This is a genomic window from Streptomyces gossypii (assembly GCF_025165795.1).
GTDB lineage: Bacteria > Actinomycetota > Actinomycetes > Streptomycetales > Streptomycetaceae > Streptomyces > Streptomyces gossypii.
This window is the reverse complement of sequence record NZ_JAJAGO010000013.1, coordinates 154,176-167,685: the sequence shown is the minus strand read 5'-3', so window position 1 is coordinate 167,685 and position 13,510 is coordinate 154,176. Positions and strand designations below refer to the sequence as shown.

The 13,510-nt window shown below is 71.5% G+C and carries 10 protein-coding genes; 6 read left to right on the top strand and 4 right to left on the bottom strand.

Translation table 11 applies throughout. From position 1 onward, the window contains the following. Positions 1-23: 23 nt before the first annotated feature. Positions 24-1,832 carry an AMP-dependent synthetase/ligase gene (locus LHJ74_RS26225; RefSeq protein WP_260220707.1) on the bottom strand — a complete coding sequence of 603 codons (1,809 nt, stop codon included), beginning with the start codon at positions 1,830-1,832 and terminating at the stop codon, positions 24-26. Positions 1,833-2,178: 346 nt separating this feature from the next. Here LHJ74_RS26225 and LHJ74_RS26220 point away from each other — a divergent pair, with 346 nt between their 5' ends. From LHJ74_RS26220 to LHJ74_RS26200, 5 genes are all read left to right on the top strand, one after another. Next, positions 2,179-2,940: a metallophosphoesterase family protein gene (locus LHJ74_RS26220; protein ID WP_260220706.1), complete on the top strand. Its 762-nt coding sequence runs from the start codon at positions 2,179-2,181 to the stop codon at positions 2,938-2,940. A 105-nt stretch (positions 2,941-3,045) separates the two neighbouring features. Next, complete coding sequence (locus LHJ74_RS26215; RefSeq protein WP_260220705.1) at positions 3,046-3,528, top strand: SRPBCC family protein; 483 nt, start codon at positions 3,046-3,048, stop codon at positions 3,526-3,528. Between the two features lie 5 nt (positions 3,529-3,533). After that, positions 3,534-4,883 (top strand): ArsA family ATPase, encoded by a 1,350-nt coding sequence (locus LHJ74_RS26210; RefSeq protein WP_260220704.1) that lies wholly within the window; start codon positions 3,534-3,536, stop codon positions 4,881-4,883. Positions 4,884-4,950: 67 nt separating this feature from the next. Next, positions 4,951-5,451 carry a DUF5304 family protein gene (locus LHJ74_RS26205; protein WP_260220703.1) on the top strand — a complete coding sequence of 167 codons (501 nt, stop codon included), beginning with the start codon at positions 4,951-4,953 and terminating at the stop codon, positions 5,449-5,451. A gap of 92 nt (positions 5,452-5,543) precedes the next feature. Next, positions 5,544-6,485 (top strand): ROK family glucokinase, encoded by a 942-nt coding sequence (locus LHJ74_RS26200; RefSeq protein WP_260220702.1) that lies wholly within the window; start codon positions 5,544-5,546, stop codon positions 6,483-6,485. A gap of 196 nt (positions 6,486-6,681) precedes the next feature. On the opposite strand, the gene LHJ74_RS26195 is transcribed toward LHJ74_RS26200, so the two are convergent. The 3 genes from LHJ74_RS26195 to LHJ74_RS26185 are packed head-to-tail and all read right to left on the bottom strand — an operon-like array spanning position 6,682 to position 12,486. Further along, positions 6,682-8,139, bottom strand: a complete 1,458-nt coding sequence (locus tag LHJ74_RS26195) for a short-chain fatty acid transporter (RefSeq protein ID WP_260220701.1) — start codon at positions 8,137-8,139, stop codon at positions 6,682-6,684. Further along, positions 8,139-9,086, bottom strand: coding sequence for a bifunctional Delta(1)-pyrroline-2-carboxylate/Delta(1)-piperideine-2-carboxylate reductase (gene lhpI, locus LHJ74_RS26190; RefSeq protein WP_260220700.1), 948 nt, complete (start codon positions 9,084-9,086; stop codon positions 8,139-8,141). Before lhpI ends, LHJ74_RS26195 begins: the two co-directional genes overlap by 1 nt. Positions 9,087-9,120: 34 nt before the next feature. Next, complete coding sequence (locus LHJ74_RS26185; protein WP_260220699.1) at positions 9,121-12,486, bottom strand: molybdopterin-dependent oxidoreductase; 3,366 nt, start codon at positions 12,484-12,486, stop codon at positions 9,121-9,123. A gap of 154 nt (positions 12,487-12,640) precedes the next feature. Between LHJ74_RS26185 and LHJ74_RS26180 the strand changes: the two genes are divergently transcribed. After that, positions 12,641-13,372: a GntR family transcriptional regulator gene (locus tag LHJ74_RS26180; RefSeq protein ID WP_260220698.1), complete on the top strand. Its 732-nt coding sequence runs from the start codon at positions 12,641-12,643 to the stop codon at positions 13,370-13,372. Positions 13,373-13,510 lie beyond the last annotated feature (138 nt).

The following is a 13,510-nucleotide window of genomic DNA, read 5'->3' as shown; positions in this document are numbered from 1 at the left end:
CCGCAGCGCCCGCAGTGCCCCGCTCAGCGCTCGTAGAGTGACTCGATCTCGTCGGCGAAGTCCTTGGCGACCACGTTTCGCCTGAGCTTCAGCGACGGCGTGACATGGCCGGAATCCTCGCTGAACTGTGTGGGGAGGACCCGGAACTTCCGCACCGACTCCGCCTTGGAGACCGCCGCGTTCCCGTGGTCGACCGCGCCCTGCAGCTCGGCCAGCAGCTCCGGGTCGGCGAGCAGCTCCGGGTGGCTGAGGCCCTCCTTGCCGTGCCCGGAGGCCCAGCGGGGCAGGAACTCCGCGTCCACCGTGAGCAGTGCGCCGATGAACGGGCGGCCGTCGCCGACGACCATGCACTCGGCGACCAGCGCGTGCGCCCGGATCCGGTCCTCGATGACCGCCGGGGCGACATTCTTGCCGCCCGCCGTGACCAGGATCTCCTTCTTGCGCCCGGTGAGGGAGAGGTAGCCTTCCGCGTCGAGCGAGCCGAGGTCACCGGTGCGGAACCAGCCGTCCGCCAGGGCCTCGCTGGTCGCCTGCTCGTTGTTCCAGTAGCCGGTGAAGAGGTGCTCGCCATGCAGCAGCACCTCGCCGTCGTCGGCGATCCGGATCGTCGAGCCGGGCAGCGGCTGGCCGACCGTGCCGATCTTGGGCCGGTCACTGGGGTTGAAGGCCGTCGCGGCACAGGACTCGCTGAGGCCATAGCCCTCCAGCACGGTGAAACCGATGCCCCGGTAGAAGTGGCCGAGGCGCTCGCCCAGCGGAGCGCCACCGGAGATCGCGTGGGTGGCCCGGCCGCCGAGGACCCCGCGCAGTTTCCCGTAGACCAGCCGGTCGAAGACCCGGTGCCGGAGCCGCAGTGCCAGGGACGGGCCGGAGGGGTGCTCCAGCGCGCGGCTGTACGCGATTGCCGTGTCGGCGGCCTTGTCGAAGATCCGGCCCTTGCCCCCGGCACTCGCCTGGGCACGCGCCGCGTTGTAGACCTTCTCGAAGACCCGGGGCACCCCCAGGAGCAGCGTCGGCCGGAAGGAGGCCAGCTCGTCGGTGAGGGTCTTGACATCGGACACGTGGCCCAGCTTGATCGGCGCCATCACGGCGGCTACCTGTACCAGCCGTCCGAAGACGTGGGCGACGGGGAGGAAGAGCAGCACCGAGGCCTCGCCCGTACGGAAGAGCGGGCCCAGCCGCTCCACCACGTTGCCGCACTCGGCGAAGAAGCTGCGGTGGGTGAGCACGCAGCCCTTGGGGCGGCCGGTGGTGCCCGAGGTGTAGACGATGGTGGCCGGTGAGTCGGCGTCGGCGACCGAACTGCGGGTGTCCACCTCCGCGTCGGTGATCCCCGCGCCCGCGGCGGCCAGCTCGGCGAGGGCACCCGGTCCGGCCGGTGAAGGATCGATTTGCCATACGTGGGAGAGCTCCGGCAGCCCGTCGCGTACGGACTCCAGTGCCCCGCTGTGCGCCTCTGTCTCGAGCAGGCAGGCGACCGCGCCCGAGTCGCTGAGGATCCAGGCGATCTGCTCCGGCGAGCTGGTCTCGTACACCGGGACGGTGATCGCGCCCGCGCTCCAGATCGCGAAGTCGAGAAGCGTCCACTCATAGCGCGTGCGGGACATCAGCACCACGCGGTCGCCCGCCCGCACCCCGGCCGCGAGCAGGCCCTTGGCGGCTGTGCGGACCTCCTCCAGGAACGCGGCGGCCGTGACGTCCTCCCAGTCTCCGGCGCGCTTGCGGGCGATGACGGCTACCTCGGGATGGAGCGCGGCGTTGCGGCGGATGAGGTCGGTGAGGTTTCCGTCCGCGGGAACCTCATAGAGTGCCGGAAGACTGAACTCGCGCAACTGCTGCTCCTCGTCGGCGCCGAACGGGGGCCGGGCGGGGTGCCCTCCGGCGGCTCGGTCCAGGATCCCGGGCAGGAACCCTCAAAGATGACGGCCCGGACGTTACCCATTGGTAAAGCCCGCGGGATAGGGGGTGACGGCCAGATGTTCGCTGCGTCACACCAGGCCCTGAGGGCTGTCCCGTAATCCCTGGTGGATCAGCGCGCGGCGTCAGATGCGGTGCTTCGCAAGGCGGAGGGGCTTCCTCATACCGGGCGTATCCCGGGCGTTCCGGCAACGCAGCGAGGTGCCGCAGCTGTCGTCGTGCGCCCGCCAGGGATCACGGGACAGCCCTTAGGGTATGGCCATGCGAGTCCATGTGGTGAGTGACGTGCACGGCAACAGTGAGGATCTCGCACAGGCGGGGGACGGCGCGGACGCCCTGGTATGCCTCGGCGACCTCATCCTGTTCCTCGACTACGCCGACCACTCCCGCGGTATCTTCCCGGAGCTCTTCGGCGTCGAGAACGCCGACCGGATCGTCGCGCTGCGGGACGCGCGGCGCTTCACCGAGTCCCGCGAGCTGTCCGCACGGCTGTGGGCGACGGTGGACCGCCAGGCAGCCACCGAGGAAGCGGTGCGCAGCCAGTACGCCGAACTCTTCGCCGCCTTCCCCACGCCGACCTACGCCACCTACGGCAATGTCGACATGCCTTCCCTGTGGCCGGAGTACGCCAGGCCGGGCACCACCGTCCTGGACGGCGAGACGGCCGAGATCGGCGGGCTCCGCTTCGGCTTCGTGGGAGGCGGCCTGCCGACTCCGATGCGCACCCCGTTCGAGATCGACGAGGAGACGTACGCGGCGAAGATCGCGGCACTGGGCGAAATCGACGTCCTCTGCTCGCACATACCGCCCGAGGTGCCGGAGCTGTGCTACGACACCGTCGCCCGGCGCTTCGAGCGCGGCAGCACGGCGCTGCTGGAGGCGATACACGCGGCCCGCCCCCGATACCACCTCTTCGGCCACGTCCACCAGCCGCTCGCACGGAGGATGCGCATCGGCACCACGGAGTGCGTGAACGTCGGGCACTTCAACGCGACCGGCAAGCCCTGGGTCCTGGAGTGGTGACGGCTCGCGCCGCGCCGCGCGGTAGCCTTCCAGCGCAGACGGCAGCAGTTCGGCGACAGCGGCTGCGGCAACAGCGGCAACGGGGTAAGCGGAGGAGCCACGTCGATGGCGGAACACACGAGCTCAAGCATCACCATCGAGGCGGCACCCACGGATGTCATGGGGGTGATCTCCGACTTCGCCCGCTACCCGGACTGGACGGGTGAGGTGAAGGAGGCGGAGATCCTCAGCTCCGACCCCGCGGGCCGCGCGGAACAGGTCCGGCTGCTGCTGGACGCGGGCGCGATCAAGGACGAGCACACCCTGGCGTACGAGTGGGTGGGCGAGCGCGAGGTGCGCTGGTCGCTGGTGAAGTCGCAGATGCTGCGTGCCCTGGACGGTTCCTATCTGCTGGCACCGGTCTCCGGGGGCGCCCGTACCGAGGTGACCTACCAGCTGACCGTCGACGTCAAGATGCCGATGCTCGGGATGATCAAGCGCAAGGCGGAGAAGGTCATCATCGACCGCGCGCTGGACGGTCTGAAGAAGCGCGTCGAGTCGGGCGGCCCCGCCGAAGCGCCGGGCGCCGCGGAGGGCGGCAAGTCCTGACCGGGGTGAACGACGAAGCCGACACCGGCACCGCCGCCGGTCCCGGCACCCGCACCCTGCTCGTCACGGGCTCGGGCGGCGCGGGCCGTACGACGGTGGCGGCCGCGACCGCGCTCGCCGCCGCCCGGCAGGGGTCACGGGTGCTGCTGCTGAGCGCGGAGCCCCGAAGCGTGCTGGAGGCCGTGCTCGGAACACCGCTCGATCCGGCCGGGACTTCCCGCGTTCCCGTGGCGGGAGCCGGGGGCCTGTGGGTGACCCGGGCCGACGCGGACGAGGAGTTCCGCGCCCAGGTGACCCAACTGCAGGAGCGCGGACGCGCGGCCCTGGAACTCACCGGCGCGGAACCGCTGGACGCCGACGAGCTGACCCCGCTGCCGGGAGCCGAGGCATTCGCCCTGCTGCGCGCCCTGTGCGGGGACCGCTTGGACGGCGCCGCGCACGCCGCCCGCTCCCCGCTCGGCGCGCCATGGGACCTCGTCGTCGCGGACCTGCCACCGGTCCGGCAGGCGCTCGGCCTGCTCGCGCTCCCCGAGCAGCTGCGCAGATATCTGCGGCGTCTGCTGCCGCCGGAGAAGCAGGCCGCGCGGGCGCTGCGGCCCTTGCTTGCGCAGCTCGCGGGCGTGCCCATACCCGCGCAGGTGCTCTACGCCACGGCCGCCCGGTGGGATGCCGAACTGGCGCGGGCGCAGCGGGTGATCGGCGCGCCGGGCACCTCCGTACGGCTGGTCACCGAGCCCGGATCGGGCGCCCCGGACGCCGTACGCGCCGCGCGGGCGGGGTGCGCGCTCTACGGGCTGCGCGTGGACGCGGTCCTCGCGAACCGCGTGCTGCCCACCGGCTCCACCGACGACTGGCTGGCCGGCCTCTCCGGCCAGCAGCAGTCCGTGCTGAAGGACCTGCGCGCGGCGGACGGGGCGGCGTACGGCGCGGCGCTGTGCGAACTGCCGCACCTGGGCCGCGATCCGCGAGGGCCCGCCGACCTGGCGCTGCTCGCCCCGCCGCCGGACCTCCCGTACGGCCCGTGCGGACCGGCGGCCCCGGCCGAGCCATCCGCTCCTGCCGTGCCGCCCGGCCCCGTCGTGCGACCGCTTCCGGGCGGTGCCGTCCTCGGTGAGGTCACCGACCAGATCGCCGAGGACGGTCTGCTGCACTGGCTGCTGCCGCTGCCCGGTGCGGCGCGCGAGACCCTGGAGCTGGTGCGGCGCGGGGACGAGTTGATCGTCGGCGTCGGCCCGTACCGCCGGCTGCTTCCGCTGCCCTCCGCGCTGCGCCGGTGCCGCGTCGTGGGCGCCGCGCTGGCGGAGGGCGTGCTGCGGGTGCGGTTCGCCCCCGAGCCGGGCCTGTGGCCGTCGTAGCGGCCTCCCCCGTCGAGCGCCGTTCGGGTACCGTCGTGAGAAAGCCCCTCTCCTCCAGGAGCCCGCCATGAGCGATGCCGCAGCTGAGCAGCCCGCGGCCGACACAGATCCCGACGCCTGGGCGACGGCCTGTGAAGAGGACCTCGCCGCGGAGAAGGCCCGCCGCCGCGCGGCCTACGGACCGCAGCCGGTCAGCGCCGCCGACGAACTGCGGCGGCTCGCCGACACCGTCGCCGACAAGGTGGGTCAGCTCGGCAAGCCGCTGGCCGGTCCGGCCGGGCAGGCGGCCGTGCAGGGTGCCGCGCGGCAGTTCATCGCACAGGCCCGGTCCGTCGTGGAGCCGGTCGTCGAGCGCAATCCGCAGTTCTTCGACCATCTCGCCGCTGCGGGAGGCGAGCTGCTCGCCGCCTACCGCTCCGCCGTGCAGGGCGAGGAGCGCCGCTGGACGGGGTCGGTACGGCCCGAGGACGCCGAAATGCCCTCCGACAAGCGCCCGGACGGCTCGGACAAGCGCCGGGACGGCGACGACGAAGGGCCGCAGGGGCCCGAGCGCATCGATCTGGACTGAGCCCCGCGGCGGGCCGAGGTCGTTAGCCGTGGCCGCCGTTCCCCTCCGGTACCCTCGTGCGCAGCGGGGATCGACCGAAAACTGAGGGACATATGGGACTCACCATCGGCGTCGACATCGGTGGCACCAAGATCGCGGCCGGGGTGGTCGACGAGGCCGGCACGATCCTGGAGACGAGCAAGGTGCCGACCCCGCCCACCCCGGAGGGCGTTGTCGACGCCCTCGCGGAGGCGGTTCGTACGGTCAGCGCCCAGCACCCGGTGGAGGCCGTCGGCATCGGAGCCGCCGGATATGTCGACGACAAGCGTGCCACCGTCCTCTTCGCCCCCAACATCGCCTGGCGTCACGAGGCGCTGAAGGACAAGGTCGAGCAGCGCGTCGGACTTCCGGTCGTCGTGGAGAACGACGCGAACGCGGCGGCCTGGGGCGAGTACCGCTTCGGCGCGGGCCAGGGCCACGACGACGTCGTGTGCATCACCCTCGGCACCGGCCTCGGCGGCGGCATCGTCATCGGCGGCAAGCTGCATCGCGGTCGCTTCGGCGTCGCGGCGGAGTTCGGCCACATCCGGGTGGTACCGGACGGCCTGCTGTGCGGTTGCGGGAGCCAGGGGTGCTGGGAGCAGTACGCCTCCGGCCGCGCCCTCGTCCGGTACGCACAGCAACGCGCCGCCGCCACGCCGGAGAACGCGGAGATCCTGCTGGCCCTCGGTGACGGCACCACGCCGGGCATCCAGGGGCGGCACATCAGCCAGGCGGCACGGCAGGGCGACCCGGTCTCCGTCGACGCCTTCCGCGAGCTCGCGCGCTGGGCGGGTGCCGGTCTGGCCGATCTGGCCTCGCTCTTCGACCCCTCCGCCTTCATCGTCGGCGGCGGCGTCTCGGACGAGGGCGATCTGGTCCTGGACCCGATCCGCAAGTCGTTCCGGCGCTGGCTGGTCGGCGGCAAGTGGCGCCCGCACGCACAGGTGCTGGCGGCTCAACTGGGCGGTGAGGCGGGGCTGGTCGGCGCGGCCGACCTCGCCCGCCAGGGCTAGGGCCTGTTGCGAAAGCAGCGGTAGGGGCCGCGGCGCCTGGTCCGTGCGCTCGCAGGGCCACCGGGGGCGGGGCCACTCCGGGTGACGGTGGCCACAGACGGGGCCCGGTGCGCGGGACGGCGCACCGGGCCCGTCGTATGCCCGTGCTGTGCTGTGCTGTGCTGTGTTTGTGCCGTGCTCCGTGCTTCGTGCTCCGTCAGGGAACGACGGGTGGTGTGTAACCCAGCGTGTAGGAGAACACCGTCAGCAGCACCAGCGCGACTGGTCCGATGAACAGCAACTGCAGGAACGTGAACCCGATGAGGTGGCGTGCACGCAGCGACAGGATTCCGAGCAGAGGCAGCATCCAGAAGGGGTTGATGAGGTTCGGCAGCGTCTCCGCGACGTTGTAGACCTGCACGGTCCAGCCGAGGTTGGACTCCGTCTCGTTCGCCGAGTCCATTACATAAGGCGCTTCGATGAGCCATTTTCCGCCTCCGGAAGGGATGAACAAGCCGAGCACCGCCGAGTAGACGGCGACGACCAGGGCGAAGGGCACGACGGATGAGAGCGACGTGAAGGCCTGGGTGATGTAGTCGGCGACCGAGTTGCCCGACGCGTTGGTCGCGCGGGTCATGACGGCGGCGATCGCCGCGTAGATCGGGAACTGGATCAGCACGCCGCTGGTGGAGGGTACGGCCTTGCCCACGGCGGTGAGGAAACTGCGGGGCTTCCAGTGCAGCAGCATGCCGAGCATCAGGAACAGCAGGTTGTAGGTGTTCAGCCCGGAGATGGCCACGATCGGGTCCCCGTCGGCGAACGTCTGCACCGCCCATCCCCCACCCATCGCCACGACCAGAATGGTCAGCAGCGGGCTGTACTCCAGCCAGTCACCGGGCCGCGAGCGGGGCGGCAGCTGCTCCTCGCCGGTCTCGAGATCGACACCGAGATCACGAGCGCTGCGTACCTGCCGCCCCCGGGGCGCGGAGAAGTAGGCGACCGTGACCACCACGACGATCAGGACCGCGGCCACCAGCAGGGACTGCCAGAGGAAGATGGTGTCGCGGAAGGGGATGACGCCGGTGATGGGCATCAGGCCACTGGGGATGCTGTCGGGGTTGGCCTGCAGCTGCGCGGCCGAGGAGCTGAGCCCCAGCGCCCATACGCTGCCCATGCCCATGAAGGCCGCGGCCCCGGCTGCCCGGTAGTCGACCTTCAGCTCGTCCCTGCGGGCCACCTCACGCGCGAGGAGACCGGAGAAGATGAGGCTGAAGCCCCAGTTGAAGAGTGCGCTGACGGTGCTCACGCTCGCGATCAGCGCGACGGCCCCTGGCCCGCTCGCGGGCAGCGACGCGATGCGGACGATCAGCGCGCGGGCCACCGGCGCGGTGGCCACCACATAGCCGCCGATCGCCACGAACGCCATCTGCATGGCGAACGGGATCAGGTCCCAGAACCCGTCCCCGAACTCGCGGGTGACCGTGGCGGGGGAAGCGCCGATCCCCAAAGCGCTGACGGTCACGACGACCAGCGCGATCAGCGCGAAGACGAACGCCTCGGGGAACCACCGTTCGGAGAAGTTCGACATCCGGACCGCGAGACGTGACAGCTTTCCGGTGTCGTCATCCGTGGCCGGGTCCTTGCCCGGGTCGGGTTGAGCTTTGCTTGCCAGCATCAGCGCTCCAGAGGGGGGTCGGTGCTCACGTACACGGTGACGGCGGCGATCAGATCGGCCAGGCCGGTGCCGACCGTCTTGAAAACGGTGATCTCGTCATCCGCGCGAGGACGGGGGTTGGTCCGCGGGCACAGCTCAGGCAGGGTCGCGGCGATGTCCTCGCCGGTCAGTACGCCTTCCGCGAAGCCGGAGACGAGCTCGCCCGCTTCGGTGCGAGCGGCGTCGTGATCGATGAAGACGGTGGAGCGGCCCAGCAGTGAGGATTCGACCTCGTGCATGTCCGGGCGGAAACTGCCGATCAGGTCCAGGTGGGTTCCTGGCGCTATCCACGCGTCGCGGAGGACTGGTTCGCGGGCGAGGGTGCAGGTGGTGATGATGTCCGCCTGGCCCGCTGCCGCTTGCAGGTCGCCGGCCGCGACGGCGTTCACTCCCCGTTCGGCCAGCGCACGGGCGAGTGCCCGTGCGCCCTCGGGGTTGTAAGGGTCGGCGACGAGCGTGGTCTCGATCCCGCCGCGTACGGCGGCGTAGGCGTCGTGCACGGCACTGCCGATGTGTCCGGTTCCGACGATCAGATGGACACGCGAGTCCTCCCGTGACAGCAGGGAAGCACCCAGCGCGGCCGTCCCGACCGTGCGCCGGCGGGTCAGCTCACCTCCGTCGATGAGGGCGAGGTGCGTGCCCGTAGCGCCTTCGGCCAGCACGTAGGCGGAGGACAGCGCGGGCATTCCCCGCTCGGCGTTGCGGGGGAAGACGTCCACCAGCTTCACCCCCAGGAACTCGCGGTTCCAGGCGGGCATCACCAGCAGCGTCGCCTCCTTCCCGTCATCGAGGGAGTAGTGCTGCCGGGGCGGCACGACGGCGTCGGCGGTCATCCCGGACCGCAGGGCCGGGATCAGGGACTCGTAGTCCAGCCGTCGCGCTGTCTGGGCGGCATCGAAGTACTGCACAGGTGGGCTCTCCTTGGTGGTTCATCAGGTCCGGTCAGGCGTCCAGTACGACGTCGGTCGCCGGGACGGCCTGGCAGGTGAGGCAGGTGTCGCCGGTGTCGGGCGGGTCGGTGAAGTGCGCGACGGATCCGGAGAGCACCCGTACGGCGCAGCTCTCGCACTGGCCGACGCGGCATCCGCTGGGCAGGCGCACCCCGTTGCGCTGGGCGAGGTCGAGCAGCGGACCGTCCTGCGGGCGCCACGTCAGGGTCGTGCCCGAGGCCCGGAAGGTGACCGCGTGCTGTGCGTCGCCCGCGGGCATGGTCCGGGGCGGCGGCGCGAACCGCTCGGCGAAGATCTCGAAGCGCGGTACGCCGCGGGCCACGAGCCCCTCCGTCACCTCGCGGATCATCGTGTCCGGGCCGCAGAGGTAGAAGCGGGCCCGTCCGTCGATGTCCGCCTGCGCGACGGATTCGGCCGACACCCGTCCGATGCGTTCATAGTCGCGGCGGAGCCGGTCGGCAGGTCCCGGGCTGCTCAGGTGCCGCACGAGACGCAGCCTGGGGATCTCGGCGGACAGGCGCTCCAGCCGCGGTCCGAAGCACGTGTCGGCGCCGCTGCGGTCTCCCTTGTGGACGGTGATCCGTCCGCCCCCGCCGCTTTCGCGGGTGATCTGGGTGAGCTGGCTCAGGAACGGGGTGATGCCGACTCCGGCCGCCATGATCACGACGGGGAACGGCGCGTCGACGGGCAGGGTGAAGCTGCCCGCCGGCGGACTGACGGCCACGGTGTCCCCCACCCGCAGGGTCGTATGGACGTACGTGGAGACGGCCCCGTCGGGCAACAGGCGTACGGCGATGGAGTGTTCATCGCCCGGAGAGCCGGTGAGGGAGTAGGACCGGGTGACCTCGGCCGCGTCCTGCACACCGCTGAGGGCCACACCGATGTACTGGCCGGGCCGGTGCGGCGGGACGGGAGCGTCATCAGCCGGACGCAGCCGCAGCTCGACCACGTCCCTGCCGCGCTCGTTCATCTCGACGACGGTGAACGGACGTGTGCCGTCCGGATCCTGGTGCCGCGCTCCCGCTTCGGCCTGTACATCGCAGGCGACGCCGCGCAGCTGGAGTGATCCGCTCACCGGGTCGGCGGGCGTGCCGGGCACGGCCGCGTTGAAGTTGACGTCCCCCCGGACGGGGTCGGCTCCGGGCAGTCCGAGGTCCGGTGCCGCCTCCCACCAGCCGTAGTCGGCAACCACCACACGCGGGTCGAGGTCCGGATCGACGGCGGCACGCATCCGGAGCGTCCCGTGAGCGGTCGCCACCTTCACCTGGTCACCGGCGGCGAACCCGCGCCGCCGCGCGAGCTCGGGCGCGACCTCGACGGTGGGCTCCGGGTGCTTGCGCCGGAGTGAGGAGAGGGAGCGGTGCTGGCTGTGGCAGTAGTAGCCGCTCTTCGCGCTGGTCAGCAGGAACGGCAGCGACTCCGCCTCTCCCGGCCCCGCGTCGGGTACGCCCGGGTGCCCCATCCGGGCGAGCCGGGCGGAGTACAGCTCGACGCGGCGGCTGGGAGTGGCGAATCCCGTGACGGTGCCGTCGGCCTCCAGCTCACTGTATTTGCGGTACACGGTCCGCAGCGGGATCCGGATTCCGCCCGGTGCGCGGCGCAACTCCTGTGCCGTCAGCCCGGTGGGCTGGAGGACGTGGTTCCAGGCGGCCTCGATGTCGCCGTCGAAGAAGTCCTCGCCCATGCCCAGCCGGCAGGCCAGGTCGAAGACGATCTCCGTGTCGGAGCGGGACGCGCCGACCGGCTCGACCATCCGCTGGCGGAGCTGCACCAGTTCCTGGGCACGCTCGTTGATCTCGAAGCCGATCTTGAGGGCCTCGCGTTCCCACGGACTGTTCACCGGCAGCACGATGTCTGCCTGCTGCGCCGTGGGGTTCATGAACAGGTCGCAGTGCACGTAGAAGTCCAGGGCACGCAGGGCGCGGCGGCCGCGTTCCGGGGCGGGCTGGGAGACCAGCAGGTTGGCGCCGAACCCCATCAGCGCCCGTACCCGGTAGGGGTCGTGGTCCAGCATCGCGCCGTACAGGTCGTGTGCGGTGACCCAGCCGGTGGCCGGAGGGCCGAGCGGGCGTTCGCGCAGCCCCAGGGTCTTGGCGCGCTGGCCGGGCTCCATCTGGTCGAGCGTGGTCACGGCGTTGACGGGGACCTTGGGCAGGACGACGTTGCCGCCCGGGGCGTCATAACAGCCCTTGAGCGCGTACAGCGTGGCGATCGCCCGCTCGGTCTGCGTCGCGTTGCCGTGCTGACCCACGCCCGTCCAGGAGTGATAGGCCACGCTGCGGGCTGCGGCGAACTCCTCAGCGAAGGCGCGGAGTTCGTCCTCCGGGATCCAGGTGCGGCGGGCGGTTCGCGCCAGGGTCCACGGCTCGCAGGCCTGGAAGTAGAGGTCGAACGCGGGTCGTACCCCCACGGACAGCCCGCCGCCGAGGGCCACGGTGTACTCCCCGCGCAGCGCGAAGTCCCCGGGACGCTCGGCCTGCGCGCGGGTGTCGTAGCAGCGGGGGCGGCCGGCGGCGAGATCCCAGACGGCGAAGCCGTCCGGTGCGCCGGGATCCAGCTCTCGCGCTGTCAGCAGCTCTCCCGTGTCGTCGCGGACCAGCAGCGGACCGTTGGTCCACGACCGGACGAAGTCCGCGTCGTAGCGGTCGCTGTGCAGGAGGTGGCGGGCAACGCCCAGGGCGAGTGCGGCGTCCGCGCCGGGGCGTATCCGCATCCAGTGGTCGGCGTCCCGGGCGCTGGTCGAGCGCCGGGGGTCGACGACCGCGAGGCGGGCGCCCCGTTCCTGCCCGTCGCGCAGGGCGACCGCCTGGGCGAGCCAGGTCTTCGCGGGGTTGTGCCCCCACAGCACGGCCAGGTCGGTGGCGCTGTAGTCGGCGGTGGGCAGGCCGCTTCCGTAGGTGAAGGCGTGCGCGAAGTCCTTGTGCCAGTTGCAGATCTCCGTGGAGTAGCAGGTGTTCGACGCACCGAAGCGGCGGATGAAGCGCTCGACCCACTCGATGGAGTCCGACATCGGCGTGGCGCTGGGCGAGGTGACCGCGAACGCGATGGCCTCCGCCCCGCTCTCCGCCTGGATCGTGGAGAACCGCTCGGCGATGGTGGCCATCGCCTCCTCCCAGCTGATCTCCTCCCAGCCCGGGTCGTCGTCGTCCTTGGGGCGCGTACGCCGCAGGGGGCTCGTCAGCCTGCGGGTGCTGTGCACGATCTCCGGGGCAGCGCGGCCCTTCGGGCACAGCGCCGTGCCCGTCGGATGGCCGGTGTCGGGCTCGACCTTCGTCATCCGTCCGGACTCGATGGTGTAGACCGCGCCACAACGTGATCGGCACAGCGTGCAGTACCCGCGCTTGGTCTCAGCTGGCACGGCCGGCTCCCTTGCGTGCGGAGGAGAAAGAGGAAACTCTCGATAACGGGGAGGGTAGTAATGGGTAATCGATTACCGCTCAGCGATGCCCGGTAGTATGCGAACCGCAGCATCTCGGCGTCAAGGGCTCCACACGAAAGGGGAGGCAGTGGACGTGCAGCGACTACAGCGGGTGAGTCTCGGCGAGCAGGCACTGATGATCGTGCGGCAGGCCATCGTCTCCGGGCAGATCGGTCCGAATGAGATCTATTCGGCCTCAGCGCTGGCAACGCGCCTGGGGGTGTCCAACAGCCCCGTACGGGAGGCCATGCTCACGCTGGTCAATCAGGGCATCATGGAGCCGGTGCGCAACCGCGGCTTCCGCATCGTGCCGATCAGCGAGCACGACCTCGACGAGATCGGCGAGATGCGCCGGATGCTGGAGATCCCGGGCGTCGTCGCGCTGATCGAACGGGCGCGCGACGAGGACATCGAAGCGCTCCGCCCCGTCGCCGAGGAGATCGACACCGCCGCCCGTTCCGGCGACGTCTCCGCCTTCCTCGAGGCCGACCGCCGTTTCCACCTGGACCTGCTGGCACTGGGCGGCAACGGCCGCCTGGTCAAGACCGTCGCGCAGCTCCGGGACCAGACGCGGCTCTACGGCGTCAGCACCCTCGCCGAGCAGGGAACCCTCCAGCAGACCGCGCCCGAACACTTCGAGATCCTCGACTCCCTGCTCGCCCGCGACGCGGCGGCCGTCGAGCGGGTCATGGCACGCCATCTCGACCACATCAGGGGTGAGTGGGCCGGGGAGGCGCCTGACTCCGCCCCCGCCGCCTCCACCGCTTCCAGCGCCCCCGCCGCCCCCACCGTCCAGGCAGACCGGCCCGCCGTCGGCACGCCCTGAAGGCCGTGCCCCGCCGCTCACGGCGGGGTCCTGCGGCGCTGCCGCTCACCGCGCTCCTCCGCCGTACGGAAGCCGCGCACCGGGGGAACCGGGGAGGGTCCGTCGGGTCGGCTCGGTCCGCCCGACGGGCCCTCCGCG

Excerpts from the sequence above, each read along its gene's own strand:
- LHJ74_RS26220 (WP_260220706.1), top strand. The coding sequence starts at position 2,179 with ATGCGAGTCCATGTGGTGAGTGACGTGCACGGCAACAGTGAGGATCTC.
- LHJ74_RS26215 (WP_260220705.1), top strand. The coding sequence starts at position 3,046 with ATGGCGGAACACACGAGCTCAAGCATCACCATCGAGGCGGCACCCACG.
- LHJ74_RS26205 (WP_260220703.1), top strand. The coding sequence starts at position 4,951 with ATGAGCGATGCCGCAGCTGAGCAGCCCGCGGCCGACACAGATCCCGAC.
- LHJ74_RS26200 (WP_260220702.1), top strand. The coding sequence starts at position 5,544 with ATGGGACTCACCATCGGCGTCGACATCGGTGGCACCAAGATCGCGGCC.
- LHJ74_RS26195 (WP_260220701.1), bottom strand. The coding sequence starts at position 8,139 with ATGCTGGCAAGCAAAGCTCAACCCGACCCGGGCAAGGACCCGGCCACG.